The organism is Kutzneria chonburiensis (assembly GCF_028622115.1).
In the GTDB taxonomy this organism is placed as follows: Bacteria; Actinomycetota; Actinomycetes; order Mycobacteriales; family Pseudonocardiaceae; genus Kutzneria; species Kutzneria chonburiensis.
Window position 1 is genome coordinate 4,968,131 of sequence record NZ_CP097263.1, and the last position, 24,938, is coordinate 4,993,068.

General features: G+C 70.9%; 23 protein-coding genes and 2 pseudogenes. 7 read left to right on the forward strand and 18 right to left on the reverse strand.

The features are described 5' to 3' along the window. Positions 1–61: 61 nt before the first annotated feature. The gene (locus M3Q35_RS22245; protein ID WP_273943894.1) at positions 62–961 is read left to right on the forward strand and encodes a hypothetical protein; all 900 of its coding nucleotides are present in this window, start codon (positions 62–64) and stop codon (positions 959–961) included. Here M3Q35_RS22245 and M3Q35_RS22250 read toward each other — a convergent pair. Both M3Q35_RS22250 and M3Q35_RS22255 read right to left on the reverse strand, forming a co-directional pair. After that, positions 958–2,763: an HEXXH motif domain-containing protein gene (locus M3Q35_RS22250; RefSeq protein ID WP_273943896.1), complete on the reverse strand. Its 1,806-nt coding sequence runs from the start codon at positions 2,761–2,763 to the stop codon at positions 958–960. The two genes, M3Q35_RS22245 and M3Q35_RS22250, sit on opposite strands and share 4 nt — an antisense overlap. A gap of 6 nt (positions 2,764–2,769) precedes the next feature. Continuing rightward, entirely contained in the window at positions 2,770–2,922 is a 153-nt protein-coding gene (locus M3Q35_RS22255) for a hypothetical protein (RefSeq protein WP_273943898.1), read from the reverse strand. 329 nt (positions 2,923–3,251) lie between these two features. Here M3Q35_RS22255 and M3Q35_RS22260 point away from each other — a divergent pair, with 329 nt between their 5' ends. Then, a complete protein-coding gene (locus tag M3Q35_RS22260) occupies positions 3,252–3,878 on the forward strand; it encodes a Crp/Fnr family transcriptional regulator (protein ID WP_273943899.1) in 627 nt (208 codons plus the stop codon). 34 nt (positions 3,879–3,912) lie between these two features. Here M3Q35_RS22260 and fxsT read toward each other — a convergent pair whose 3' ends face one another. The 4 genes and pseudogenes from fxsT to M3Q35_RS48940 all read right to left on the reverse strand — a co-directional run. Beyond that, complete coding sequence (gene fxsT / locus M3Q35_RS22265) at positions 3,913–8,181, reverse strand: FxSxx-COOH system tetratricopeptide repeat protein (protein ID WP_273943901.1); 4,269 nt, start codon at positions 8,179–8,181, stop codon at positions 3,913–3,915. Position 8,182: 1 nt separating this feature from the next. Continuing rightward, positions 8,183–9,274 carry an AAA family ATPase gene (locus M3Q35_RS22270; protein WP_273943902.1) on the reverse strand — a complete coding sequence of 364 codons (1,092 nt, stop codon included), beginning with the start codon at positions 9,272–9,274 and terminating at the stop codon, positions 8,183–8,185. A 23-nt stretch (positions 9,275–9,297) separates the two neighbouring features. Further along, entirely contained in the window at positions 9,298–10,065 is a 768-nt protein-coding gene (locus M3Q35_RS22275; RefSeq protein WP_273944423.1) for a VMAP-C domain-containing protein, read from the reverse strand. Positions 10,066–10,191: 126 nt separating this feature from the next. Further along, positions 10,192–10,458, reverse strand: a pseudogene (locus M3Q35_RS48940) (hypothetical protein); the annotation flags it as partial. 2 nt (positions 10,459–10,460) lie between these two features. On the opposite strand from M3Q35_RS48940, the gene M3Q35_RS48945 reads away from it, so the two are divergent. Further along, positions 10,461–11,084, forward strand: a complete 624-nt coding sequence (locus M3Q35_RS48945) for a hypothetical protein (protein ID WP_420704767.1) — start codon at positions 10,461–10,463, stop codon at positions 11,082–11,084. A 215-nt stretch (positions 11,085–11,299) separates the two neighbouring features. On the opposite strand, the gene M3Q35_RS22285 is transcribed toward M3Q35_RS48945, so the two are convergent. From M3Q35_RS22285 to M3Q35_RS48950, 5 genes and pseudogenes are all read right to left on the reverse strand, one after another. Next, positions 11,300–11,872, reverse strand: a complete 573-nt coding sequence (locus M3Q35_RS22285; RefSeq protein ID WP_273943905.1) for an HhH-GPD-type base excision DNA repair protein — start codon at positions 11,870–11,872, stop codon at positions 11,300–11,302. Between the two features lie 13 nt (positions 11,873–11,885). Then, on the reverse strand, positions 11,886–12,758 hold the full coding sequence (locus M3Q35_RS22290) for an ABC transporter ATP-binding protein (protein ID WP_273943907.1): 873 nt from the start codon (positions 12,756–12,758) through the stop codon (positions 11,886–11,888). Continuing rightward, positions 12,755–13,147, reverse strand: a complete 393-nt coding sequence (locus M3Q35_RS22295; protein ID WP_273943910.1) for a GntR family transcriptional regulator — start codon at positions 13,145–13,147, stop codon at positions 12,755–12,757. The genes M3Q35_RS22290 and M3Q35_RS22295 overlap by 4 nt, the downstream gene beginning before the upstream one ends. 36 nt (positions 13,148–13,183) lie before the next feature. After that, complete coding sequence (locus M3Q35_RS22300; protein WP_273943911.1) at positions 13,184–14,167, reverse strand: ABC transporter permease subunit; 984 nt, start codon at positions 14,165–14,167, stop codon at positions 13,184–13,186. Positions 14,168–14,532: 365 nt separating this feature from the next. Then, positions 14,533–15,027, reverse strand: a pseudogene (locus M3Q35_RS48950) (ATP-binding cassette domain-containing protein); the annotation flags it as partial. 181 nt (positions 15,028–15,208) lie between these two features. Between M3Q35_RS48950 and M3Q35_RS22310 the strand changes: the two are divergent. Then, a complete protein-coding gene (locus M3Q35_RS22310) occupies positions 15,209–15,685 on the forward strand; it encodes a DM13 domain-containing protein (RefSeq protein ID WP_273943915.1) in 477 nt (158 codons plus the stop codon). Here M3Q35_RS22310 and M3Q35_RS22315 read toward each other — a convergent pair. After that, positions 15,682–16,257: a helix-turn-helix domain-containing protein gene (locus tag M3Q35_RS22315; RefSeq protein WP_273943916.1), complete on the reverse strand. Its 576-nt coding sequence runs from the start codon at positions 16,255–16,257 to the stop codon at positions 15,682–15,684. The genes M3Q35_RS22310 and M3Q35_RS22315 overlap by 4 nt on opposite strands. Positions 16,258–16,268: 11 nt before the next feature. Beyond that, positions 16,269–17,048, reverse strand: coding sequence for a class II aldolase/adducin family protein (locus M3Q35_RS22320; protein ID WP_337960619.1), 780 nt, complete (start codon positions 17,046–17,048; stop codon positions 16,269–16,271). Between the two features lie 67 nt (positions 17,049–17,115). On the opposite strand from M3Q35_RS22320, the gene M3Q35_RS22325 reads away from it, so the two are divergent. Then, positions 17,116–17,817, forward strand: coding sequence for an SDR family oxidoreductase (locus M3Q35_RS22325; protein ID WP_273943917.1), 702 nt, complete (start codon positions 17,116–17,118; stop codon positions 17,815–17,817). 22 nt (positions 17,818–17,839) lie between these two features. On the opposite strand, the gene M3Q35_RS22330 is transcribed toward M3Q35_RS22325, so the two are convergent. Continuing rightward, positions 17,840–18,403 (reverse strand): CGNR zinc finger domain-containing protein, encoded by a 564-nt coding sequence (locus M3Q35_RS22330; protein ID WP_273943918.1) that lies wholly within the window; start codon positions 18,401–18,403, stop codon positions 17,840–17,842. 15 nt (positions 18,404–18,418) lie between these two features. Next, positions 18,419–19,528 carry an MFS transporter gene (locus M3Q35_RS22335; protein WP_273943919.1) on the reverse strand — a complete coding sequence of 370 codons (1,110 nt, stop codon included), beginning with the start codon at positions 19,526–19,528 and terminating at the stop codon, positions 18,419–18,421. 73 nt (positions 19,529–19,601) lie between these two features. Between M3Q35_RS22335 and M3Q35_RS22340 the strand changes: the two genes are divergently transcribed. Both M3Q35_RS22340 and M3Q35_RS22345 read left to right on the forward strand, forming a co-directional pair. After that, on the forward strand, positions 19,602–20,195 hold the full coding sequence (locus M3Q35_RS22340) for a helix-turn-helix transcriptional regulator (RefSeq protein ID WP_273943920.1): 594 nt from the start codon (positions 19,602–19,604) through the stop codon (positions 20,193–20,195). 18 nt (positions 20,196–20,213) lie between these two features. Then, the gene (locus tag M3Q35_RS22345) at positions 20,214–21,137 is read left to right on the forward strand and encodes a ketopantoate reductase family protein (protein ID WP_273943921.1); all 924 of its coding nucleotides are present in this window, start codon (positions 20,214–20,216) and stop codon (positions 21,135–21,137) included. Between the two features lie 48 nt (positions 21,138–21,185). Here M3Q35_RS22345 and M3Q35_RS22350 read toward each other — a convergent pair whose 3' ends face one another. The 3 genes from M3Q35_RS22350 to M3Q35_RS22360 form a co-directional block, all read right to left on the reverse strand. Continuing rightward, positions 21,186–22,001 carry a GNAT family N-acetyltransferase gene (locus M3Q35_RS22350; protein WP_273943922.1) on the reverse strand — a complete coding sequence of 272 codons (816 nt, stop codon included), beginning with the start codon at positions 21,999–22,001 and terminating at the stop codon, positions 21,186–21,188. A gap of 86 nt (positions 22,002–22,087) precedes the next feature. Next, positions 22,088–23,554 carry a catalase gene (locus M3Q35_RS22355; RefSeq protein ID WP_273943923.1) on the reverse strand — a complete coding sequence of 489 codons (1,467 nt, stop codon included), beginning with the start codon at positions 23,552–23,554 and terminating at the stop codon, positions 22,088–22,090. Positions 23,555–23,649: 95 nt separating this feature from the next. Then, positions 23,650–24,759, reverse strand: a complete 1,110-nt coding sequence (locus M3Q35_RS22360; protein ID WP_273943924.1) for a serine hydrolase domain-containing protein — start codon at positions 24,757–24,759, stop codon at positions 23,650–23,652. Between the last annotated feature and the right edge of the window lie 179 nt (positions 24,760–24,938).

Sequence of the window (24,938 nt, forward strand, 5' to 3'; positions counted from 1 at the left end):
GCTTCGAAAGCGTGCCGCTGTTCCATGGCCCCAGTGATCGTTGAGTTCGGAGGGGCATCGGATGAGTGGCTTCGTGCGGCAGCTCGGTTCTGACGAGCTGCTCCGCGCCCTCGACGAGATCGACCTCGTCGACGTGCTGGCCACCGAGCTCAGCGGCCGTGTCACCGATCCCGGCGCCGACCGCAGCGGCGGGTGGACGCTCGACACCGCCCGCTCCCGCAGCTCCGGGGCCGAGCTCGCCGTGCTGTCCGCGCCCGACGCCGACACCCGATTCGCCCTGCCCAGCGCCCATCTGCGGGCCTGCCGCTGCGCCGCCCTCACCACGTTGGCCTCTCAGCTGCTGCTGTCCCCCGGCGTTGTCACGGTCACTGTGCTGGGCTCCGGCTTTCCCGCCCATGTGCAGTCCGCCGTGCTCGGGCGGCTGCTGCCCGACGTCAGCCATGTGGCCGTGCACTCCGGCGTCGCCACTCCCCGCCTGGCCAGGCAGTTCGCCGCCGCCAGCATCGGGCTGTCCGTCGCCCCCACCGCCGACGACGCCGTTTTCGGCGCCACCCTGGTCGTCGTCACCGGCGACGAGCCGCCCGTGCTCCGCTCCACCCGGCTCGCCCGTGGCGCCGTCGTCGTCAACGCCAGCGGGCGCGAGCTGCCCGCCCCTTTCGTCGACTGCGTCAGCTCCGTCTACGTCGACGACCTTTCCCTGCTGGCGTCCCACCCTCGCCGCTATCTCACGCCCGAGGCCCCGCGCCGCCTGCTGCCGCGATACCACCGCGTCGAGGCCGATCTGGCCCAGGTCCTCACCGAGGTCGACGCCGGTCGTAGCCACCGCGACGACGTGCTGCTCGTCGAACTGCTCAGCACCGACCGCCTCGACGCCTACCTCGCGCTGCGCGTCTATCAGGCCGTCATCGAACTCGGCCTCGGCCACGTGCTGGCGACGGACATCATGGCCTTCGCCACCTAGTTCACGATTCGGCCGATCCAGTCCGCGAGCTGCACGGGATCGGTTGCGCGGACGTGACGGTGCACGGCCCGTACGAGCTCGGGACGTGACAGCAGGGCCCGGCCGGCGGCGCTCCGTCCGTAGCCGCGACAGGCCAGGCCGAGGCCGACCCAAGCGCTTGCGTGGTCGGGATCGTCGGCGAGTTGGGCCCGGTAGCGGTCGATGGCCTCGGTATAGCGCTCGGAGACGTAGGCGATGTCCGCGGGGGTCGCCTCCGGGACGTCAGCCCACGCGGCCTCGCGATCGACAGGGGCCGTGGTGATGCCGAGGCGAATCATGTCGGTACGGGCCGGCGACCACGCGCCGTCGGGTACCGGGGTCGGGCCGGTGCTGCCGGCCAGGTCGATACTCGACGGGCGGCGCTCGCCCGAGGACCAGGCGGCGGCGAGCACGGCAACGGTCTCGGGCGACGGGCGCATGTGCCGGATCCGCCACATGGCTCGATGGTCGGCGGCCACGGCGGCGGCGAGTTCCGCCTCGGCAGCAGGCACGGGCTCCTCCTGCCACGGCCGCAGCCGCTCGATAACGCCGTCAAGGAAGCGCCGGCCGGCGTCGGTGAGCCCGTGGTCGTGACGCAAGGTGCGGGCGGTGCGCCAGGTGGCGGCGCGGGCCAGCGCGAACTCGAACGCCGCCCTCCGCCGCGTGGACCGGTCCCCGTCACGCAGCACGGAACGCCAGAATTCGGTGACCCCGAAGAAGGCGTAAACTCCTTGCAGTACACCGGAAAGCGGCCGTGGATCGTCCCGCCACGGCGCGTAGATCCGCTCCTCGGGGTCGTCGCTGCGCAGGTTCGCCAGGTGCAGCAGGCCGCTGAGCCGGATGTGCTGGAACTCGTGCACCAGGGTGGCGGCCAGTGACAGCGGTTCCTCGGGCCGGCTGACCACGGCACTGCCGAACGCCTCGCCGGTGGACGCGCTGGGCAGCCGGAACGGGATCATCGGCCGCGGCACGATGCAGTCCAGCCCGGCCGACATGGTCGCGGCCCGCTCGGGCAGCCGGGCCAGCAGCACCTGCCACGCCTCGGACAGCAGCGACTGCCACTTGGTCACGGCGTCGTCGTCGAGTCGCTGCGGCAGCACCGGTTCGTAGAGGCCGCGGTACGGGTCGACGTCGTCGAGGCGTACCGACAGCCGCACATCGGCCGGCACCGTGAGCCGCCGGATCCCCCACCAACCCGGTGCGTCCGTCGACAGGTCCGCCGGCAGCACCAGGCGGGTGTTCGTGGCGCTGATCGCCACCCGCCCGGCACGGACCCGAACCCTGGCAACGGAATGAGGCGAGGTCGCCGCCACGTGCGCGACACCCAGCGTCGGCAGTGCGGCGAAGCCGCTCCACACCGGCACAGTGGCCTCGAAATCGAGCTTCGCTCGGATTGCCGCCGCCGCGGCGATGGCGTGCACATGGCCGAGGTGCGCCCATGCCGGGCCGACACCGGCGATTCCGTTACGCAGCAACCTCGTCGTGTAACCGGCCCAGCTGCCCGTGTACGGATGGTCGATGACGGCGTCCAGCTCGCCCGGCGCCCGGCGCTGGACCCGGGCCAGCAGCTCCCACGCGTCCTCCCACGACGGCAGCGGCCCGCACAGCTCCGGCTCCTTGGCCACCTGGTCGGCCAGCGCCCGCATCAGCAGCAGGCGCCGGCTCCGCTCGGCCCGGCGCAGCACCCGCACCACCGCCGCGCCGCCGCCACCGCGGGCCAACTCGTCGAAATCGGCCCAGGACAGGCGATGCGGCTGGAGCTCCCCGTCGTGTTCGGTGGCCACCCGGGGTCAGTCCCTCGACCCGGCGCAGTTCACCTCGGCGACGCCCTCGTGCGCGCTGCGCGCGACCACGTGCCGAAGGGACCGGACCACGGCCGCGTCCCGCGAGGTGCGCAGCTCGGCCAGCGGCATCCCGCCGACATCGACCAACTCGGTGTCCACATGCGATTCGCTATGACTCACGGGTGAACTCATGATGGCGGATTACCTCTCTGTCGGCAGTCCTCCAGAACAGTCTCGCGCCTCCGGCCACAATTGTGAAGGGTGCCCAGGTGAACACGGGCGATGCCGGCAGATGCACGTGCGCCGGCCTGTCCCGTGATCACCGTCCGAATCCCGGATATGCGGGAACCAGTGCGATATCCGTTCGGCCGTATAGACAGGCCGCTGCGCCAAAGGGATGATGTGCGCGAAGCCGGTCGACCCGCCGGTGCCGGCGCGGAGGTGCGGAATTGGGGGCCGGTCGACCGTTTCGACTCGACCACGACGCCGTGCTGGCGCTGGGCGTGCGCCGCCGCTGGGCCGCCGGCAGCACGCTGTTCCTGGCCGGCGAGCGCTCCGACCACGTGCTGCTGCTGGAAAGCGGCCGTGTGAAGGTGGCGTCGGCGGCGCCGACCGGGCGGCAGGTGGTGCTGGCCATCCGCGGCGCCGGCGACCTGCTCGGCGAGTTCTCCGCCATCGACGGGCGACCGCGTTCGGCCACCGTGACCGCGATTTCGGAGGTCACCGCGATCCAGCTTTCCGGCGCCGCGTTCCGTCAGCTGCTCATCACCGACGGCGCGACCACGTTCGCCCTGCTCCGCATGGTGGTCGAGCGGCTGCGAGAGGCCGACATACACCGTCTCGAATTCGGCGCCTACCTGAGCCAGCAGCGTATTGCGCTGCTGTTGCTCGACTATGCGGAAAGATACGGCCAGAAAGGCGAGGAAACCGGAGTCACGATTTCCATCGCGCTTTCCCAGGCCGAACTGGCCCAGGCGGTCGGCGCATCGCGGGAGGCGGTGACCCGCACGCTGAAGCAGCTTCGGGAACGCGGCGTGGTGCGTACGGCCAGGCGGCGCATCGAACTGCTCCAGCCCGACGTGCTGCGGTCGCTGGCCTCGGAGCCCGGAGACTGAGCGCGGCCCGCCGAAACGGGCCGCGCTCCAGCGGTCACAGTGGCAACGGGTCCAGGTCGCAGTTGGCGCGGGTCCTGGTCGACGCGGCCACCACGCCGGGGTGTTTGTCGCCCAGCACGCGGCGATAGCGGTTCATCACGTCGACGTACAGCGGGTCCGCCTCCTGCCCGCGGCCAAGCGCCCGCAGGTCGAACGTCCGGTTCACCGCCGCGGCCAACGTCGTCGGGTGATCGGCGCCGAGCACTCGTTCCGCCCGGGCCACGACGTCGTTGTCCAGCTTCAGCGCATTCTCGAACTCGCCGCGCGCGGCCAGATCGCTGGCCAGGTTGATGGCGGCGCCGATGGCGTGCGGCTGGTCCGGGCCGAACATGGTGCGGAACTGCTCGAGCGAACGCTCGTCCAGCGTCTGCGCCGCATCCGCGTCGCCCATCAGCCGCAGGGTCACGGCCAGGTCGACCGCCGCCGCAAGCGTGTGCGGGTGGTGCTCGCCCAGCACTGCGCGGTACCGGCCGAACGTCTCCTCGCCCAGCTGCTGGGCGGCGCTCAGCTCACCGGCGTTGCGCAGGTTGATCGACTGGCCGATGGCGCAGGCCAGCGTCTGCGGGTGCGAGTCGCCGTACCGAATCCGGTACCGCTGCCAGGCCTGCGTCGACCGTTCCAGCGCGCCGGCGTGATCGCCGTTCTTGCGCAACGCCATCGACAGGTGGTGCTGGCGCTGCAAGGTGGCCGCGGTGTCCTCGCCGAACAGCCGCGCGGCCCGCTCGGCCAGCCGCTCCTGTTCGACCGAGGCCCAGCCGTACTCGCCCAGCTCCATCCGGTCCAGGATCAAGCCGCCCAACACGTTCAGCGTCTGCGCGGCGTCGTAGCCACGCAGTTCCACCTGCCGCTTGTACATGTCCTCGTCCAGGACACGCGCCTCGGTGTACTCGCCGACCAGACGCAGGATCACGCCGAGGTCGTGGGCCGCGGACAGGGTGACCGGGTCGTCGTCGCCGAAGACGCCCTTGGCCTTCTGGTAGACGTCACGGTTCACCGCGAGGGCCCCGCTGAAGTCGCCCTTGGCCCGCCGGTCGACGGCCACCCGGCGCTCGGCCAGCAGCGTCTCCTCGCTGTCCTCGCCGGACACCCGCCGGTGCAGCGCCAGCGTCCGCTCGTTGATCGGGCTCGCCTCGCCGTACCGGCCGAGCGTCCACAGGTAGATCGCCTGCTGGCCCCAGGCCTGCAACAGCTGCGGATCGGTCTCGTCCAGCCGGTTCTGCCAGGTCTCGGTGGCCCGCTTGGCGAGGTTGGCCGCCTCCTCGTGGTCACCCCACTGGTAGAGGAAGGTCATCAGGTTCAACACCAGCTGGCGGACCCAGCGGTCGTCGCACTCGACGATGTCCGACGCGTAGGCGTGCGGCAGGATCGCCTGGTAGCGCGGCCACTGGCCGGCCGTGTTCGGGTCGTTCGGATCGAGGTTGGCCAGCAGCTGGTGGGCCCCGTGCTTCATGTCGGCCCGCCGCTGCGGCGGCATCCGGTCCCGCAACACCAGCTGGACCAGGCGGTGCAGCAGCAGCGTGTCGTTGCGGTGGTCGATCTTGGCCAGGCCGTAGCGGTTGATGTCCCGGATGGCCCGCCCCAACCGGATCGGGTCGCGCAGCGCGGCGTCCAGCTCCACCGCGATGGACAGCCCGCGCACGCCGGTGAACAGGCTGCGCGAGATCGGGTCGGGCGCGAAGAACGCGCACACCTGGAGCAGCTGGTGGGCCGCCGGGTTGCGCGATTGCAGCTCGTCGAACGAGACGTTCCAGGCCGCGGCCAGCGGCACCTCGTAGTCGTCCGGTCGGGTGGTGTCCAGGATCTCGGCCACTTTCTCGTCGAACAGGCGCAGGTACTCCCGCACCGGCATGCCGGTCTCCGCTCGCCAGGCCGCGGCCTGGGCGATGGCCAGGGGCAGGTCCCCCAGTTTCTGGGCCAGTGCGTCGGCCTGCGCGTCGTCGATCTCCGGGCCGCGGCGGCGCAACAGCTCCTTGCTCTCGGCCCGGCTGAACACGGCGATCTCCAGTGGCCGGGCCACCCCGGCCCAGTCCGGATTGCGCGAGGTGATCAGGATTTCGCCGGGGCCGTTGGACGGGAAGAACGGCCGGACCGCCTCCGGGCTCTCGGCCGAGTCGAACACCAGCAGCCAGCGCCGGTACGGCACGCCGATGCGCAGCGCCTCCCGTACGGCGGGCACCGCCGTGTGCGCCTCGCGGGCGCCGGGCAGCCGCAGCGCCTGGGCGAGATCGGTGAGGGCGGCCCGGATCTGGGCCGGCTGGGTGGCCTGGATCCACCACACCAGCTCGTAGTCCTCGAGATGGCGGTAGATGTACTCGGCGGCGATCTGGGTCTTGCCGATGCCGCCCATGCCGTGCAGCGCGGCCGGCAGGATCGCGGTGGTGCCGCCGGCCGTGAGCCGCCGGCTCAGCTGGCCGAGCAGGTCGTCGCGGCCGGTGAAGATCGGGTTGCGCGGGGGCACGTCGCCCCAGATGGTGGGCACGTCGTCGGCCCGGGGCGTGTGCGGGGCCGAGACGATCGCCAGCTCCGTGCGCCGTGGCGACGGGTCGGCCGGCGGCGGCACGGCGACCGGGTCACCGGGCCCGGCCGCTGGCACCGTGTCGGACGCGCTCGTGCTCACTGAACCGATCCTGCCGCCACCCTGGGTTCCCGCGAGTCCAACCTCCTTCGTGTTGAGGCGGGTTTCGCTCGATCGGGTGTCTTCCACGGCACTCTCCTCCAGTCGGGCGGCGCGGCGCAGGTACGGGCCGCTCAGGGCCCGCAGCACGGTGCGGTCCAGCGGATGCTCGGCGGTGGGTTCGGGGGCGTTGGCCGGATCGCCGATGATCTCGGCGAGAGACGTGAGTACCGAGTGGTGCTCGGCGACGGTGCGGACGACATGGGCCGTGTCCGTGCGGCGCGCACCGGACAGCAGCACCTCGCGCACGGCGGTGGACGCGAACTCGAACGACGTCGTCTGCCAGGAGTCCGGGCCGCTGGGCCGCAGCAGGCCGCTGTCGAGCACTTCGGCCAGATGCGCCGGGCCGGATTCGGGGACCAGCTCGGCCTGCACGGTGCGCGCGACGTCCAGATTCACCGGAACCGCCGCGAGCAGCGTGGCCAGCCGGTACGAGAGTGGGGACGCCCGGCCGAGAAACCGGGTCACCAGTTCGTGCGCCGACGGCGGGGCGACCGGCTCGTCCTCGGCGACGGCGGGCCGGGACTTGGTCCTGGCCAGCATGACCATCGCCTTCGCGGGCCGCGACCGAGCGCCGGTGAACAGCGCGGCGCAGCTCGCCATCCACCGTGGCATCAGCTCGAAAACCGGGATCGGCACCGCGTCGGCGGTGTCGGCCGCCGCCTGTTCCGGATCCACCCAGGCGTCGTCGAGCGTGACCTGCCAGCCGCGGTTGGGCGCGAGCGGCCGCGGCGGCAGCACGTCCGCGTGACGCAGTCCCAGCCGGCTGCGCGACCACATCCGTTGCGGCAGCATGTGAACGAGCGCCACCGGCATCACCGCGGCCCAGTGCGCGAGCATCGCGGCGACCCGCCCCTGCCGCCACGCCGCGCCGACGCCGTCGGTCAGCACCAGCACGATCCGGCGGCCGGAGAAGTCGACGACCTCGCCGGGGCCGTGGGCCGGGGTGTCGGCCCCGGACCGCAGCACCGGTTCCCCTGTTGCGTCAAGGAAGCAGTGGTGGACGGATCGGAACGCGCCGAGCTGCTCCACCACGGCGGTGAAGGCCCGCACGGTCGGCCGCCACAGCACCATGGACGGGCTCATGTCGACCACCAGCGTCAGATCCAGCCATCGGGTCTGGACCGGCTTGGTGATCGGCAGCCACACGCCGCTCTGTGCCGCCCGTTCGGCCGTTTCCTCTTCGTCGAGCTCGATCTCGTCCGGGCGCGGCGACGGCACCCGGCGCTTGAACGGCCGGAGCGCGCGGATCATGTCCGCCGGGGTCCACGGCAGCGTCGCGGTGGCACGGAGCTCGCCGCGAACCGGAGTGATCTCCGGTTCCGGCGGACGGCTCTCCGGTTCCGTCCGAGGGACTACCGGGTCCACTGTGGACGGATGCGGGGGCGGATCCGTCACAGGCTCGGGCACGGGCCGGGCAGTCGGGGGTGGGCGGTCGGCGGGCGGCGGCTCACCGGCGGCGTCCCGCGGCCGGTGCTGCCGCTCCCAGAACCGTTGCGTGGCCACGCCGAGCCAGACGGCGTCGGCGAACTCGCGCCAGCTCAACGCATCGCCCGTCCGGCCGGCCGGCCCGTCTACTGCCCCCGCCATCTCACGACACCGAGGTCAGTCGCCGCCACAGCGCGTCCAGCAGCCGTGGCCAGGATTCGTCCTGCTCGTCGTAGGCGCCGGAGGTGGCCAGGAACACCGCGTCCAGCAGCTTGTTGGCCGGCAGGCCGCCGGCCGCCGCACTGCGGTCCACGAACTCCTGGATCAACGCGGCGCGCCGCTCGTCGTCGCCGGCCCGCAGATGCGCGGCGACCATCGCGGTGAGCTGGTCGATGCCGGGCTCGGCCAGCCGCAGTTGCAGGCAGCGACGGAGGAACGCCTCCGGAAAATCCCGTTCACCGTTGCTGGTGATGACGACCACCGGGAATTCACGGCACCGCACCCGGCCGCCGTTGATCACGGCCCGCCGGTCCGGATCATCGGTGAACACGCTGACCTCGGGCGTTCTCTGCTGAACGCGCACCAATTCCGGAATTGAAAACTGCCCGTTCTCGAATATGCCGAGAAGATCGTTGGGCAGATCGACCTCGCTCTTGTCGAACTCGTCGATCAGAAGCACCCTCGGTGTCACGCTGGGTAGGAATGCGGTCCCCAATGGGCCCAACCGCACGAAGTCCCCGATCGGCGGTTCCTCGGGCGGGTCGCCGGTTCCCCTGGCGGCCGCGGCGGCCTGCACCCGGTCGATCGGGTCGTACCCGTACAGCCCGTTGCGCAGCGTGGTGCGACTGGAGATCGACCACTGCAGGACCCGTCCCAGCCCGAGCTCGCGGGCGATCCGGAAGGCCAGCGTGGACTTCCCGGTGCCCGGCCGGCCGGTCACGATCAGTGGCCGGCGCAGGTACAGCGCGGCATTGACGGCGTCGACCTCGTGCGGATCGACGTCCCGTTCGGACAGGTGCAGCTCGACGCCGAGCCGGCGCGTCCCCTCCCCGTCGCCGTCCTGGGGCGGCTCGTCGGAGTCCGGCAGCGGGCCGCCGTCGAAGGTCCGCCAAGGCGGTGGCGGTGGCAGTAGGTCGATCGGTCTAACGTCATGCCAGGGTCGCCCGACACCCCGGTAAATCCACCAGTCCGGCGTAGTGAATCGCGGGGTTCGATTACCCGCGGCGACTGCGTCGGGAGTTTGTTGGTCGCCCATTCGGATCGCCTCTCCGCTCGTGATCAACCCGCCCACTCGTCGAGATGGATCACACGGCCGGGGTCATCCCATAGCAGCACCACATCCTCAAGGGCAGTGTAAAGCACGTTCGTTGATTGATGGTTACGTCTTCTTGCTTTGTGTGTGCTCTCCGGTAACGCCATCAGACCGCCGTCCTCGATGAGTCCGGATACCAGATCACCAACAGTTTTCGGATCCGCGCCGTTCCGGTGCCAGAGGACGGCCGGCAGGCCCGACCGTAGCGCCGCGAGCAGCTCGTCACCACGGTCCGGCCGCACCGGCGGCGGCCCGGTCAACACGACCGTGACAACGGCCGGGTCGTCCTGCAGGACCGCGCCCAGCAGGTGCGGCCGGTCCGGATCCGGTGGCTGGGCCACGTGCACCCGTCCGCCGGCCGGGTCGGCCGCGAACGCCGTCCAGCGCGTCTTCCAGGCCCGGTGCCACTGGCGCGACATCATTCTTTCGAGTGAGCGCACCACCACCGGGTAGTCCAGGGACAGCGGCCGCGGATCACCCGACCGGTGTTCCTTCTGCCAGGCGTGGACCGGCAGGTTGAGCAGGGCGCGGGGCAGCAGCAGCTCGACCGTCACCGGGCCGTCGTGCCGTTCCCACGCGATCTCCGCGCCGACCACGAGATCGTCGACGTGCTGTTCGAGCTGGTCGACCGCGACCGTCACCGGCTCGCCGCAGGCCGGCGGCCAGACCTCCGGATCGTCCTGCCGCCAGTGGAAGAGCAGGACCTGGTCCCGGCTCACGCCGTCGGGCAGCACGGCGATCAACAGGTGCAACCGGGATTCCTTGTCCAGCTTCTCGACGACCGGCCGGTTGCCCGACCCGGCCGGCAGCCCGAGCCGGCGGGCCTGGTCCTCGGTCCAGCGGGCCAGCTGCTCCCCGCGGTCCCGGTCCACGATGCCGGCCAGGAGGCCGAGGAAGACCAATGCCGGCGGGACTCCGTCCGCTCCCGCGTTGAATTCGGCCAGGTGGCGCACGGAGGCCCAGGCGTCCGAACCAGGGGCGCCGGCGGCACGCCCGGGCCGCTCGCCCGTCCCACCAGCACCGGCAGGTGCGGCACGAAGACGCCGTCCAGCAGCGGGGCCAGTTGCTCGAGTTCCAGCTGCGGCTGCACGGCTTCCGGCTGCGGCGACTCCGCCACCCGCAGCCACGCGTGCGTCTGGGTTTGCTTGACGTCGACCGGAATCCGCCGGAACAGGTCCGGCGCCGCGGCCGGATCGGGTTCGATGACGTCACGGTAGAAGGCGTCCGAGGCGATCATGGCCAGGGCCGCGCCGGTCGCCTTGAGCACGTCTTTCGCCGCCGCCGCTTCGATGATGCGCGCCGCCAGGTTGATCGCCGGGCTGACCTCTCCCGCCGGGCCGCGCCACACTTCGCCCGCGTGGACCGCCACCCGCAGCTGCATCACCGCCGCCGCCGAGTGCAATGCGTTGTAGCGGCGCAGTTCCGCCACCAGCCGGCTCCACAGCTGGTCGACCAGCCTGATGTTGAACACGTCGCGCGGGGCGAGGATGAGTTTGCCGTCGCCCCGGTCTTCCACATCGCAGTCCTGCCAGGGGATCCCCGCGTCGTCGAAGGCCGTGGTCAGCAGTTCCACCAGCCGTTTGTGGATTTCGACCTGGTGCACGCCCCGCCGGTTGGCCGCCGTGAACCCCGCGACGTCCACGATGACGACCGTCCGATGCTGTGCCTCTGTGTACCCGAGCACCAGAGGTCCCTCCCACGGACCGCCACCTGCCGACCGTCAATGCATCCGATGCCGGCGCGACCGGGTTAGCCTCCGGCCGCACATGTTGCCAACATGTGACCAACCGCCTTCCGTCCACAGTGGACTCTCCGGCCCTGGTTGCCCCGCTGAGCCACTCTGCCCCCTCCCACCCGTCAGTTCTGCGTCATATGACGCACTCGGCCGGGCCTGTTATCGAGCGCGTGCCCCGCACGCACATTCGAGAAACGCCTCAGGGACAAGGCTTTTTGGTTACGGCGACCCGCTCAGCCCTTGGCGGCTGCCTTGGCCGCCTTCTTGAACGCCCGCACCTCACCCAGCGACTTCGCATCGGTCACGTCGGCGACGCTGCGGCGAGAACCCTCATCGCCGTAGGCACCCGCGGCCTCTCGCCAGCCTTCCGGCTTCACGCCCATCTGCTTGCCCAGCAGCGCCAAGAAGATCCGCGCCTTCTGGTCACCGAAACCCGGCAGAGCCGTCAGACGCTTGAGCACCTCGATGCCGTCCGGCTTGCCCTGCTTCCAGATCTTGTCGACCTTGCCGTCGTAGTTCTCGACCAGGAACTGGGCCAACGTCTGCAGGCGCTTCGCCATGGAACCTGGGAAGCGGTGAATGGCGGGTGGAGTGGAGACGAGGGCAGCGAACTCGTCGGGGTCGGCCTCGGCGACGGCGTGGACGTCGAACTTGCCCATACGGTCCAGGATGAGCTTCGGCCCCTTGAACGCCTTTTCCATCGGCACTTGTTGATCTAGCAGCATCCCGAACAAGAGCGCGAGGTAATCACGGGCGAGGAGGGCATCGGCCTCGGGTTCCTGGGCGAGACACACCGTGCGAGTCACGGGGCGGAGTCTCTCACACCGGCTGAGAGGTCGCCTGGACGTGGCGGGCGGCGCGGAGGTAGCCGACGACCAGGGTTTCCAGGTCGGGCTGGTCGGCGAGCCAGCCGGGAGGGGCGGGCTCGGCGTCGCGGACGAGGAGGGTGGCCTGGCGTTCGGTGCGGGAGGCGGAAATGACGGAGCCGGTGACGGCGGACTCCTGGTCGCGGGGGCCGACGAGGACGCGGTGGGCGGCGAGGACGTCCTCGACGTCGCCGGCGAGGCGGACCTGGCCGGCGACCACGAGCAGGAGGTGGTCGCAGACCTCGCTGAGATCGCTGAGCAGATGGGACGACATGAGCACGGTGGTGCCCCGGTCGGCGACCTCGGTCATGACGATGCGAAGGGTCTCGTCACGGGCCAGCGGATCGAGGTCGGAGAGGGGCTCGTCGAGCATCAGCACGCGAGGAAGACGGCCGAGGGCGAGGGCGATGGCGACCTGGGTGCGAGCGCCGGCCGAAAGGGTGCGGACCTTGGCGGAGCGGTCGACGCCGGCGAGCATGTCCAGCACCTCCTCGACCCGGGACTGGGACCACCGCTCGTTCATGCCGGCGACGGCGCGAATGACCTCGCGGACGGTGAAATCGGGGTAGAGCGGCCGGTTCTGGGCCAGGTAGGCGACGTCGGGATGCATCCGGCCGCGAATGGGCGTGCCATGGACGGCGATGGCGCCGGCGGTGGGGCGAATGAGGCCGGCGGCCAGGGAAAGCAGGGTGCTCTTGCCGGCGCCGTTGGGACCGACGAGTGCGATGACCCGACCCTCCGGCAGTGCGAAGGTGCAGTCGGCCAAGGCCTGGACGCGCCCGAAGGACCTGGACAGGCCCTCGGCGCTCAGGGCGGCAACGGTCATGACTCTCCGATCGGGAAACGCTCCGCGCGGACGTCGACGTAGAGGGCATCGACGTCGTCGACACCGAGGCCGGCATGCGCGGCGCGGCCCATCCACTCGGCCAGCTCGGCCCGCAGCGGGGCGCCACGGTTGCTGGCCGAGCTGGCCAGCGACTTCGTGACGAAGGTGCCCAACCCCCGCCGGGCCTCGACGAGCCCCTCCCGCTCCAGCTCCCGGTACGCCTTGAGCACGGTGTTCGGGTTGACGGCGGTGGCCTCGACGACCTCACGGGCGGTCGGCAGCCGGTCGCCGGGATTGAGCAGCCCCAGCCGCATGGCCTGCTTGGCCTGATGGACGATCTGCAGGTAGGTGGCGACCCCGGAGCGTCGGTCGATCCGGAACTCGATCACACCGCCAGCATAGGCCCCGGGGTCGGACGGCACGGCTCACGCCTGCCGGCGCACGGCCCAGCCGGTGCCGAGCACCAAGACCACGGCGAGGCCCAGGTAGATGGCGGCCTCCACCAGGTGCACGGTGCTGGCGGCACTGACCGGGATGACATCGGCGAACCACTTGGCCAGGCCGTGATCGCGGTAGCAGGCGGCGCTGTCGGTGATCGGCGCGGCGTCGCCCCGCGAGCCGCATTTCCCGATGGCGTCGGCAGCCTTGGCCGTCGGCACGATCGTGCCGTTGGCGTCGAGGTAGCCGCCGAACACCTCGAGCGAACCGCGCTCGTAGATCGACTGCGACGGGTCGTCGGAGACGATTCGCTGCGCCGGCACGAGGAACTGCTGTGCGGTGGACAAGATGTACCGCAGGACAACGGTCACGCCGAGCGTCACGGTCATCGCGACCAGGGTTCGCCGGGACGCGGCACCGACGAACATGCCCAGGGTGAAGGCAAACACGGTGTAGGCCAGCGGCGCGAAGCTGCTGGAGCCGAAGGTGACGTAGAAGTACGGTCCGGAGGCCAGCGGCCCGATCTTGCCGGCGGCGGCGACCCACCACTCGACCAGCAGCTGCACCACGGCCACCACGAGCAGCGCCGGCACCGCCGACACCAGCAGCTTGCTGGTCATCCACCGGAGCCGGCTCACCGACTGGGTGAACGCCAGCACGTGGGTACCTTGCTCGAGTTCACGGGCGAACAGCGGCGCACCGCAGAACAGGCCGATCAGCACGGGCAGCGCCAGCACGAACAGCTGCGCGACCTTCATCCGGTCGAACCAGATGTCCTGAAAGGACTGTGCGACGTCGTTGCCGCATCCGTTGCCCTGGACGCCACCCGTCACGCAGGCGGTGAGGCCATGGCCGTCCAAATAGGACGTCATCGAGGCGCGGGCGACGAGCACCACGCCGACGGCGACCACGAGCACACCCAACAGGGTGATCAACTGGGCGCGCTGCTGGCGCCATACGACACGGATCATGCCGCCACCTCACGGGCAGCGTCGCGCATGTAGCCCAGGGCGAGGTGCCCGAGCCGGGGTCGCAGTTGCCGCCATCCCGGCGCGTGGCCGGCGAGGGTCACAGGCACCAGAACCTCCTGTCCATGATCCGTGCGGCGGACGTCGATCACCGCGCTCGCCGGCACCGGCAGCGGGCCCTCGGCCGGTCCGACGAGCAGAACATGCCGGTCCAACAGGGAATTGACGTCACCGGCGACCCGGACCTGGCCGTCGGCCAGCAGCACCAGGTGATCGCAGACGCCTTCCAGCTCGGCCAGCACGTGCGAGGACAGCACCGCGGTGATGCCCTCCCGGCGGCTCTCCTCGACCAGGCTGCGCAGCACCGACTCGCGGGCCAGCGGGTCCAGATCGGCCAGCGGTTCGTCGAGCAGCAGCAGGCGAGGCCGTTTGCCCAGCGCCAAGGCCAGCGCGACCCGGGTCCGCTGGCCGCCGGACAGCGTGCCGACTTTGGCCGTCAGCGGCACGTTCGCCCGCCGCACCAGGCCTTCCGCGTACTCCTGATCCCAGGTGGGATTGGTGCGCTGCCCGAACCGCAGTGTCTCGGCCACCCTGAACTGCGCGTACAGCGGCTTGTGCTGGGCCAGGAAGGCCACCCCCGGATGCAGTCCGCGGCCGTTCGGCCGGTCGCCGAACACCGAGATCTCCCCCGCGGTCGGCCGGATCAGGCCCGTGACCAGGCCCATCAGCGTGCTCTTGCCGGCACCGTTGGGGCCGACCAGGGCGACCACCCGGTTCTGCGGGATGACCAGGCCGCAATCCATCAGTGCCCAGCCCCGCCGGTACTTCTTGCCCAGCCCCTCGGTCAACACCGGGTCCACCATGCCCGCTCCCCTTCGTCGTGTGCCGTCGACGCTACCACGTTTCACTACTTAAGTAGTGAAAGGGGTGAATGGGCACGTCACCGCTCCGTAAGCACCGATCGGGATCACGCGGCTACGGAGAGCTCGTTGCACCGGGCAGAAGGGTCGGCGCGGCCGGCCCACCGAAGGTGAGGGTGGTTCGATGCGGGCGCTCCTGGCACGGCGCAAGATCGTGGTTCCGGTGGCAGCGGCGGTGATCGTGCTGGTCGCGGTCGGACTGTGGGCGTTCCAGCCGTGGAAGCTGTTCACCAGCAGCACGGTGCACGAGAAGCTGGCCGACGGCGCGGCGCAGAAGGGGACGTTCCGGTCGCTGGCGCACCCGACGAGCGGGCAGGCGGAGGTGGTCAGGAATGCGGACGGCAGCTACGCGGTGCAGCTCAGGGACTTCAGCACGAGCGACGGCCCCGCGGTGCACGTGTGGCTGACGAGCCAGAGCCAGGACGCCGGAGACGCCAAGTTCAAGGAACAGGGCCACCTCGACCTGGGGGCGTTGAAGGCGACCAACGGCGACGAGGTCTACGCGGTGCCAGCCGGCACGGACATCGCGCAGTACAAGAGCGTGCTGGTGTGGTGCGACCGGTTCTCGGTCGGTTTCGGGGTGGCGGGTCTCGGGGCCTAGTGGCGGGGCAGGCCGGAGACGGGGTGCCGTGCGGGCGTGGCGGAAGAGGCGATCAACGCCCGCACGGCCCGCTTGGACGGGTTGTGCAGTGAGTGCACGACGGCCGAGTCGAACTGGAGGGAATCGCCGGGCTTGAGCACGATCTCGTTGCCGCCGAGGCGAACCAGCAGGGAGCCGACCACGGCGTGCAGCCACTCCTCGCCGGTGTGCTGGGCGTCGTCGGTGCCGGCCCCGGCGGGCAGCTCGACGGTGACGACGGCGATGCCGGCATGGGGCCCGCTGAGCACCTCGTACCGGGCGTCGCCGCTCCGGTGCACAGTGGCCTCGCCGGCCCGGACGAGGTGATAGTCCTGCTCGGGCAGGTCCTCGATCAGGGCGCCGATCGACACGCCGTAGGCCCGCGCGAGTTGCAGCAGGCTGCCGATGGACGGCTGCCGCTCGCCCTTCTCGATCCGCGACAGGTGCGCGATGGAGATGCCGGTGAGCTGCGCGAGCTGGGTCAACGTGAGCCCGCGGTCCAGCCGGACCTGCCGCAGCCGGTCAGCCACCAAGCGGTCGATGTCCTCGCCCATGAGGCAAAACCCTACTGGTCGAGCACGTCGGGCTCGGTGGCCAGCACCAGGTCGGCGAGGATCTGGAAGCTGTGCCGGGCCATGGTGGCGTTGCCGAACTGCCGGTGGGCCAGGGTGGCTTCGGAGTCGGTCATCACGCGGGGCGTGCCGGCGGCGTCGGCCAGCAGCTGCATCTGGCAGGCGCGGTCCATGGTGATGAACCACCACGCGGCCTCGGCCACGGAACGGCCGACGGTGAGCAGGCCGTGGTGCCGCAGGATCGCCGCCCGCTGCCGGCCGAGACGGGCGGCGATGCGAGCGCCTTCGGTCTTCTCCAGCACCAGGCCCTTGTACTCGTCGAACAGGACGTGATCGCCGTAGAAGGCGCACGACTCCTGGATGATCGGGTCCAGGGTCCTGCCCAGTGCGGCGAAGGCCCGGCCGTGAATGCTGTGCGCATGGGCCACGGCGACGACGTCCGGCCGTGCATTGTGGACGGACGAGTGGATCCAGAAGGCGGCCTTGTTGGTACGGCGACTGCCTTCGGCGACGCGGCCGTCCTCGTCGATCAGCAGCAGGTCGCCGACCGTGATCCGGGAGAAGTGCACGGCGTACGGGTTGACCCAGAACCGGTGCGGGAACTCGGGATCCCGCACGGTGATGTGCCCGGCAACGCCCTCGTCGAAGCCGTAGCGGGCGAACAGCCGGAACGCCACGGCCAGGTCGCGCTTGCGGGCCAGCCGCTCGGCCTCGACCGTCGCCGCCGCGGCCGGAAGTTCGTCCAGATCGAGCTGCATGTCCGAAGTGGTCACGTCACAACCTCCCCGTAAGGTTTTGCCTCCTAGGCAAGGCTAGCGCCTTAATGGCAAACTGCAAGCCATGGGAACCGCACTACAGGACAAGTCGGCACTGGTCATCGGGCGCGGCAGCGGCATCGCCCGGGCGATCGTCGAGGCGGCACGAGCCGAGGGCGCGCAGGTCATCGTGGCCGGCCGCGACGCCGAGAAGCTGCATGACGCCTACGACGGCGAACTGCGAGCCGAGGCCGTGGACGTCACCGATGAGGCTTCGATCCAGGCCCTGGCCAAGGCCATCGGGCCGGTCGACCACGTGATCACGACGGCGTCGGCCCGGGCCCGAGGCCTGCTGCCCGACCTGGACCGCGAGTCGCTGCTGAAGTCCTTCGACACCAAGGTGATCGGCCCGGTCATGCTGGCCAAGCACCTGCGCGTCAACGAATCCTTCACCCTGTTCTCGGGCGTCGCGGCGTTCAAGCCGGCCGTCGGCTACCTCGGCGTCGCGATCACCAACGGGGCGGCGGACTTCCTCACCCGCTCGCTGTCGCTGGAGCTGGCCCCGATCCGGGTCAACGCGCTGTCCCCCGGCGTGATCGACACCGGCATCTGGGACGCGCTGGGCGAACAGGGCAAGCAGGACTACTTCGAGCACTTCCGCACGCACAACCCGGCCCGCCGCATCGGCACCGTGGAGGACATCGCGCAGGCAGCGATCTTCGCGATGACCAACCGCTTCCTGACCGGCGTCACGCTGCGGGTCGACGGCGGCGAGCCGCTCACCTAGAGAACCCCGGCGGGAGCGTGGACTAGTGACCCCGGTTCCGGTAGGCGGCGGCCTTGCTGGTGTTGCCGCAGCGGCTCATCGAGCACCAGCGGCGCGGCCGGCCGCCGGCGCCGTCGAGGAAGATCATCCGACAGACCGGGGAGTCACACGTCCGCAGCCGGCCTCGGCGGACGGGGTCCAACAGCACGTCGATCGCGTCCCGGGCCAGCAGCGCCGTCAGGTCGGACGCGGTCCAGCGCAGTTCGTGAAGGTCGGGAACCAGCTGCGGCGCAACACTTCCAGCGGCGGCGTTGACCGCGGCGGGCGAGATCGGCCGGCCGGCCATGGCGTCGGTGACGACGGCGAAGATCTCCTCGCGCAGCCGGCGCAGCCCGGCCAGCGCGTCGGCGGTGGCCTCACCGTCGGCCAGCGGGTAGCCGATGCCCTCGGCCCAGGTCTTCAGCCTCGTCACGTCGGTCAGCCGCTCGATGCCGGCACTGGGCCGGCGGCCGATGGTGGCCAGCAGGTTCAGCGACGGCGAGCCCGCGTCGAACCGGAGCTCCCGCAGCTGGGCGGTGACCCGCACCGGGGGCAGCGTGGTGTCCACGTCACCCATAGTAACCTATTTCGCGGTTACCGGGACGAGCAGCACGACCACCCCGGCGGCCCCCACGAACACCACCGTGGCCGGCACGACCATGCTGACCGCCGTGAACAGGTACGGCGCGGCGAAGCCGGCGTAGGCCAGGCAGTAGAACACGGCGGTGACGCCGGCCAGTTCTTCGGCCGTGGCCAGCGCTTCGACCCGGCTGAGGCCGCCGACCAACAGCATGCCGTAGCCCGAGCCCAGCACGATCGCCGTCGGCACCAGCAGGATCACCGCGCCGAGGCCAACCGACAGCGCCGCGCAGAGGAAGCCCGCGACCGCCAGGACCAGGCCGAACGTCAGCACCGAGCCGCCGCGGCGCTCCAGCCGGCGGGCCAGCGGTTGCACCACGAGCCCACTGCCGAGCGTCAGTCCCGCGATCGCGCCGCTGCTGGCGATCGGCACGCCCGGCACCGGCAGCACCGTCGGCAACACCGCGAAACTCGTGGTCGCAGCGGCGAACACGAGCGGCGCGCTGGGCACCACGCGGCGCAGGAATTCGGGGTGTCGCAGCGCTTTGCCCAGCCGTGCGCGGCGGGCCGAAGCCGGGCTGGTCTCCGGCGCATTCCAGGACAGCACGGCCGCGATCGCCACCACGACCAGGTGCGCGAGGTAGGGCACGACCGCCGGCGCCGGCAGCCACTGCGCCAGCACACCCGCCACCAGCGGCCCGCCGCCGAACCCCGCCGACAGCGCCCCCGCCGCCCTCCGCGCTCCCCCGTCCCCCGACAGCTCCTTGATCCACGCACTACCCGGGCCGAACGCCGCACCCGAGGCCACGCCCGCGACCAGCCGGCCGATCGCCAGCAGCCAGAGATCGTCCGCGCCGACGATCAGGATCACCGAGGCCAGCGCCGACAGCACCAGCACCGGCCGCATCACTCCCCGGCGGCCCAGCTTCGCCGACAGCCGGGCACCGACCAGCAGCGCCGGGATCAGACCGACCACGTACGCCCCGAACACCGCCGCCACCAGCGAGGACGACAGGTGGTCGAGATCGCGGTAGACGATCAGCAGCGGCGAGAACTGATTGGCGCCCCAGCCCACCGCCAGCACCGCCGCCGCGGCTCGCAGCCATGGCTTCACCGTCGCCCCTCCTTAATAACCGAAATCATGGTTACTCAGGTACGCTGTCGAGGGCAAGCAGCGGGAGGCGACAGTGCTCGGGGTTCACGTGGTGGCGCCGGATGTGATCACGGGCAAGGCCGTGGCGTCGCTGCTGGACGGGCGGTTCGTGCTGGCGGACCCGGCCGATGTGGCGCTGGTCGTCGACGACCTCTTCCTCCCCTCGACCATGCGTGCGGTCCAGGACACGGCCCGTCTTGACGTGCCGATCGTGCTGCTGACCCGGGAGGTCCGCCCCGGCGCGCTGCTGGCGCTGGTGGGGCACGGGGTGGTGGCGGTGCTGGACAGGGCGGCGACCAGTGGTAGCGAGCTGGCCGAGGTGCTTGAAGCGGCGGCGGAAGGCGCGGGAGTGGTGTCGCGGGAGCTGATGGGAGCGCTGCTGAGGCAGGTCCGCGATCTGCAAAAGATGATCCTGCATCCGTTGGGCTACAACGGAGTCGGTTTGTCGACACGGGAAGTGGCGGTGCTGCGGATGCTGGCCGAAGGCCGCGAGACGCGGCAGATCGCCGACGCGCTGTCGTACTCCGAGAGCACCGTGAAGAAAGACCTGCACGAACTGCTCACCCGGTTCGGACTGCGCAACCGCGCCCAAGCGGTGGCCTTCGCGATCCGGGCGGGCGTGCTGTGAACGAACAGAGGAGGGCACATGCGGATCGCGGTGATGGGCACGGGCGGGGTCGGCGGCTACTTCGGGGCGCGGCTGGCGGCCGGCGGGCACGAGGTGGCGTTCATCGCCCGCGGCGCGCAGCTGAAAGCGTTGCGGGACAACGGACTCCAGGTGCGGAGCCCGCTGGGCGACCTGCACCTGCCCGAGGTCGTGGCGACCGACGATCCGGGTGAGCTCAAGCCGGCGGATCTGGTGCTGTTCGGCGTGAAGCTGTGGGACACCGAGGCCGCGGCCGAACAGATCCGGCCGCTGCTGCGCGAAGACACGGCGGTGGTGTCGTTCCAGAACGGTGTGGTCAAGGACGACATCCTGCGACGGGTGCTCGGGCCAGAACACGTGCTCGGCGGCGTCTGCTACATCGCGGCGACGATCGCCGAGCCTGGCGTGATCAACCACGCGAACACGTTGCAGCGGCTGGTGTTCGGCGAGTACGACGGCCAACGGACGCCGAGGGTGGAGGCGTTTCGGGAGGCCGCCGAGGAAAGCGGCATCGACGTCGAGGTGAGCCCGGACATCGCCCGCGCGGTCTGGGAGAAGTTCGTGTTCCTGGTCGGCTTGTCCGGCACGACCACGCTCGCCCGGACGTCGATCGGCCCGATCCGGGAAAACCCGCGCTCCCGGGCGTTCCTGCGTGACGTCATGGGCGAGGTGGTGCAGGTGGCCCGGGCCTCCGGTGTCGAGCTGCCGGCCGACTACGCCGAGGACCGACTGGCCTTTGTGGACACCGTGCCCGAGACCATGACGTCCTCGATGCATCACGACCTGGAGCGCGGCAACCGGCTGGAGGTGGCCTGGCTCAGCGGCGACGTCGCCGACCGGGCCCGCGCGCTCGGCCTGCCGGCGCCGGCGAACCGGGCAATCGCCGACGTGCTGTCCGTACACGCCGACGGCCGGCGCGACTGAATCGGGCGAGCAGCAGGACCCGGTTCGTGCCGGCGGTCGCCGACTTCGTCAGCTGACCCGCCACACCCACGTGGTCCGCTCGTACAGCGGACGGAAGCCGGCGCGGAGCATGTTGTGCAGCGAGGAGTTGTGCTGGCCCGGCTGCTCGGCGCCGGTCTCGGCGACCAGCCACTGGCAGCCCTCGGCCGCCGCCGCGTGCGCCCGGGCGGCCAGCAGCGCCGACTGCGCGCCGCGACCTCGGGCGTCCGGAAGCGTTGCGGCGCCGAACATGTCGCCACACTCGCCGTTCACGTACAGGCTGGCGATCGCGATGATCCGGTCGCCGTCGAAGGCCGCGTAGTTGCCCCAGTTCGGCCGGCCGACGGCGGCCGCGCCCATGCCGACCATGCCCTCGTCGGTCATGCCGTACGTGCTCATCATGACCGCCGCCCACTCGCCGGCCCGCGTCGGATCGACGAGTTCGACCCGCAGGCCGTCGGCCGGCGCGTCCAGCACGCGGCCGACCTCGTAGCCGAGCTTGACGAACGTGGCCCCCTCGACCAGCCCCAGCTTGGCCGCGATCGCCACCCAGTCGGCCGGCAGCTCGGACGGCGCGATCAGGACCGACGCCGCCGTCACGCCCTGCTCGCGGTAGAAGTCGCAGATCTCGGCGACCGCGTCGGCCGTCACGGGTGTGTCGCCACCGAAACCGCCGGCCCGGTTCAGGAAACGGGTGGAGTCGCCGCGGATGGCCAGCGCCGTGGCCGAGCCGACCCGCTTCACCGCGATTCCCAGCTGCTGCCGCACCGCTTCCGGCGCGCCGCCGACGAAGTCGGCGTAGGCCTGGATCTCGGTGCGCTCGGCCAGGGCGATGGGCAGTTCCATACCTGACTGTCTAGTTCGGACGGCAGCGCGCGGCAAGGTGAGCGGCCCGGACGGCCCGAATACCGTAACCGTCCGGGCAGCACGGGTCAGAGGACGCCGATCGCCTCGCAGGCCTTGCGCACGCCGTCACCGTAGGCCGGGTCGGCCTTGGCACAGTTGGCGATGTGCTTCTCAACGGTCGCCGCGCGGGCGCCCTTGATGGCCCGGGCGGTGTTGTCGAACAGGGCCTGCTGCTGGTCCCCGGTCATCAGCCGGAACAGGTCGCCGGGCTGCTGGAAGTAGTTGTCGTCGTCGGCCCGGAAGTCGAAGCGGTCGGCCGTGGCGCCGACGGCCTGGGCCGGGTCGGCATACGACGGCTGCTCGGCCCAGCGGCCGAAGTTGTTGGGCTCGATGCCCGGCACGCCGCCCTGGTTGCCGTCGACGCGCATGGCGCCGTCCCGGTGGTAGGTGTTGACCAGTTCGGCGGCCCGCGGGTAGTTGACCGGGATCTGGTGGTGGTTCACGCCGACCCGGTAGCGCGCCGCGTCGCCGTAGGAGAACAGGCGGCCCTGGAGCATCCGGTCCGGGCTGAACGAGATACCCGGCACCAGGTTGGCCGGGGTGAACGCGGCCTGCTCGACATCGGCGAAGTAGTTGTCCGGGTTGCGGTTCAGGGTCAGCTCGCCGACCTCGATCAGCGGGTAGTCCCGCTTGCTCCACACCTTGGTCAGGTCGAACGGGTGGAACCGGTAGCCGTCGGCGTCGGCCTCGGGCATCACCTGCACGTACAGTGTCCACTTGGGATGGTCGCCGCGCTCGATCGCCTCGTACAGGTCGCGTCCGTGCGACTCGCGGTCGCCGGCGATGACCTGCCCGGCCTGCTCGTCGGTCAGGTTCTCGATGCCCTGCTCGGTACGGAAGTGGAACTTGACCCAGTGCCGCTCACCGGCCGCGTTGATCAGGCTGAAGGTGTGCGAGCCGAAGCCGTGCATGTGCCGGTAGGACTTGGGGATGCCGCGGTCGCTCATCACGATGGTGACCTGGTGCAGCGCCTCCGGCAGGTTCACCCAGAAGCCCCAGTTGTTCTCCGGGTCGCGCAGGTTGGTGCGCGGGTCGCGCTTGACCGCGCGGTTGAGGTCCGGGAACTTCAGCGGGTCGCGGAAGAAGAACACCGGGGTGTTGTTGCCGACGACGTCCCAGTTGCCTTCCCTGGTGTAGAAGCGCACCGCGAAGCCCCGGATGTCCCGCTCCGCGTCGGCCGCCCCGCGCTCGCCGGCGACCGTGGAGAAGCGCATGAACAGCTCGCACTCGTTGCCCACCGTGTCGAACAGCGCCGCCTTGGTGTACCGGCTGATGTCGCCCGTCACACGGAACGTGCCGAAGGCTCCGGAGCCCTTCGCGTGCATGCGGCGCTCCGGGATCACCTCCCGGTCGAAGTGCGCCAGTTTTTCCAGGAACCACAGGTCCTGCAACAGCATCGGCCCCCGCGGGCCCGCCGTCAGGCTGTTCTGGTTGTCCGCCACCGGCGCGCCGGCCGCCGTCGTCAGCGGCTCGGTGTTCTCGTCGAAAGCCATCTCGCCTCCCAGGGGTCTGCGGCCACCCCACCACGTTGTCTGGAATGAGTCAAGAAAACGAGCGGATCCAGACAGGGTGATGTCCTGATGCGTGGTCAACTCCCCAAACACCCGTAAACCGCCTCGACCAGCGCTGCTCGGCGGGGGTCGGTGCGGAGGCCGGGGCCCATGCGGTTGGTGACGTAGGCGAAGCCGACGCCGCGTTCCGGGTCGGCGAAGCCGGTGCAGCCGCCGAACCCGTCGTGACCGAAGGCCCGCGGACTGGGACCGAAGCCGAGCATGAAACCGAGGCCGAACTCGGCGCCGAGGCCGGCGATGAGGTCGGCGCACGGGCCCTGACCGGACCGGCCGAGCTCGATGGTCGGGCGCTGGAGCAGCCGGCCGGAGCCGTCGGCGAGGCAGCCGTAGACGGTGGCGAGGCCGAAGGCGGTGGCATGGCCGTTGGCGGCGGGCACCTCGGCTACGCGCCAACCGGCCTGGTTGGCCAAGGCAGCGGTGAGCCGAGGGTTGGCGAAAGCGGCCAAGGCGGCGCACCCGACGGCCGGCAGTGCCGGGATCACGTCGGGCTCGACGGTGGTCGAACAGCGCGGCAGGTCCCCGGCGGACAGCCCGATGTGCACGTCGGCGTCGAGCGGCCGGGCCACATTGGCCAGCAGGAACTCGCCGACGGTCAGCCCGGTGATCCGGCGGATGACCTCGCCGACGAGGTAGCCGTACGAAAGGCTGTAGTGCCCGATGGCTCCACCGGGCTCGAACAACGGCCCCTGCGCGGCCAGCAACCCGATCATCTTCGGCCAGTCGAGCAGGTCGGCATCGGTGATCGGCTGCTCGAGACCGGTCACGCCGGACCGGTGCGACAGCAGCCACCGCACGGGAATGTGCGCCTTGCCGGCCTTGGCGAACTCCGGCCAGTAGCGGGCGATCGGCGCGTCCGGCTCCAGGTCGCCACTCTCGATCAGCTGCAACGCGCAGATGGCGAGCAGGCCCTTGGTCGCCGACCACACGTTGGTCAGGGTCCGCCGGTCCCACGGCGTCGTCCGATCCGGCCCGGTCCAGCCGCCCCACAGGTCGACAACGGGCCGGCCGTCCACCACGACGGCGACGGCCGCGCCGAGCTCGTCCCGGTGCGCGAAGTTCTGCCGGAACACGTCGGCGACCTGCTCGTATCCCTCGTGGACACGGCCGTCGACCGGGAAGTCAGTCACGCCCCGATCATGCCCGCCACCCGGCCGGCGGCCGGCGGATTTCGCCGGATGGACCGGATTTCCGGCGCGTCCGGCGTGCTCCGCGGCCGACAGCCAACCGACAGGCTGCGCCAAGGGAACGCCGATGATCGATCGCGATGGTGCGCCGCCGGTCGGCCCGAACGTCCACCCCAACCCCA

What these genes read in the sequence shown, in the direction of transcription:
- M3Q35_RS22245 (WP_273943894.1), top strand. Translation starts at nt 62, where the DNA reads ATGAGTGGCTTCGTGCGGCAGCTCGGTTCTGACGAGCTGCTCCGCGCC.
- fxsT (WP_273943901.1), bottom strand. Translation starts at nt 8,181, where the DNA reads ATGGCGGGGGCAGTAGACGGGCCGGCCGGCCGGACGGGCGATGCGTTG.
- M3Q35_RS22270 (WP_273943902.1), bottom strand. Translation starts at nt 9,274, where the DNA reads ATGGGCGACCAACAAACTCCCGACGCAGTCGCCGCGGGTAATCGAACC.
- M3Q35_RS22290 (WP_273943907.1), bottom strand. Translation starts at nt 12,758, where the DNA reads ATGACCGTTGCCGCCCTGAGCGCCGAGGGCCTGTCCAGGTCCTTCGGG.
- M3Q35_RS22300 (WP_273943911.1), bottom strand. Translation starts at nt 14,167, where the DNA reads ATGATCCGTGTCGTATGGCGCCAGCAGCGCGCCCAGTTGATCACCCTG.
- M3Q35_RS22310 (WP_273943915.1), top strand. Translation starts at nt 15,209, where the DNA reads ATGCGGGCGCTCCTGGCACGGCGCAAGATCGTGGTTCCGGTGGCAGCG.
- M3Q35_RS22315 (WP_273943916.1), bottom strand. Translation starts at nt 16,257, where the DNA reads ATGGGCGAGGACATCGACCGCTTGGTGGCTGACCGGCTGCGGCAGGTC.
- M3Q35_RS22325 (WP_273943917.1), top strand. Translation starts at nt 17,116, where the DNA reads ATGGGAACCGCACTACAGGACAAGTCGGCACTGGTCATCGGGCGCGGC.
- M3Q35_RS22345 (WP_273943921.1), top strand. Translation starts at nt 20,214, where the DNA reads ATGCGGATCGCGGTGATGGGCACGGGCGGGGTCGGCGGCTACTTCGGG.
- M3Q35_RS22350 (WP_273943922.1), bottom strand. Translation starts at nt 22,001, where the DNA reads ATGGAACTGCCCATCGCCCTGGCCGAGCGCACCGAGATCCAGGCCTAC.
- M3Q35_RS22355 (WP_273943923.1), bottom strand. Translation starts at nt 23,554, where the DNA reads ATGGCTTTCGACGAGAACACCGAGCCGCTGACGACGGCGGCCGGCGCG.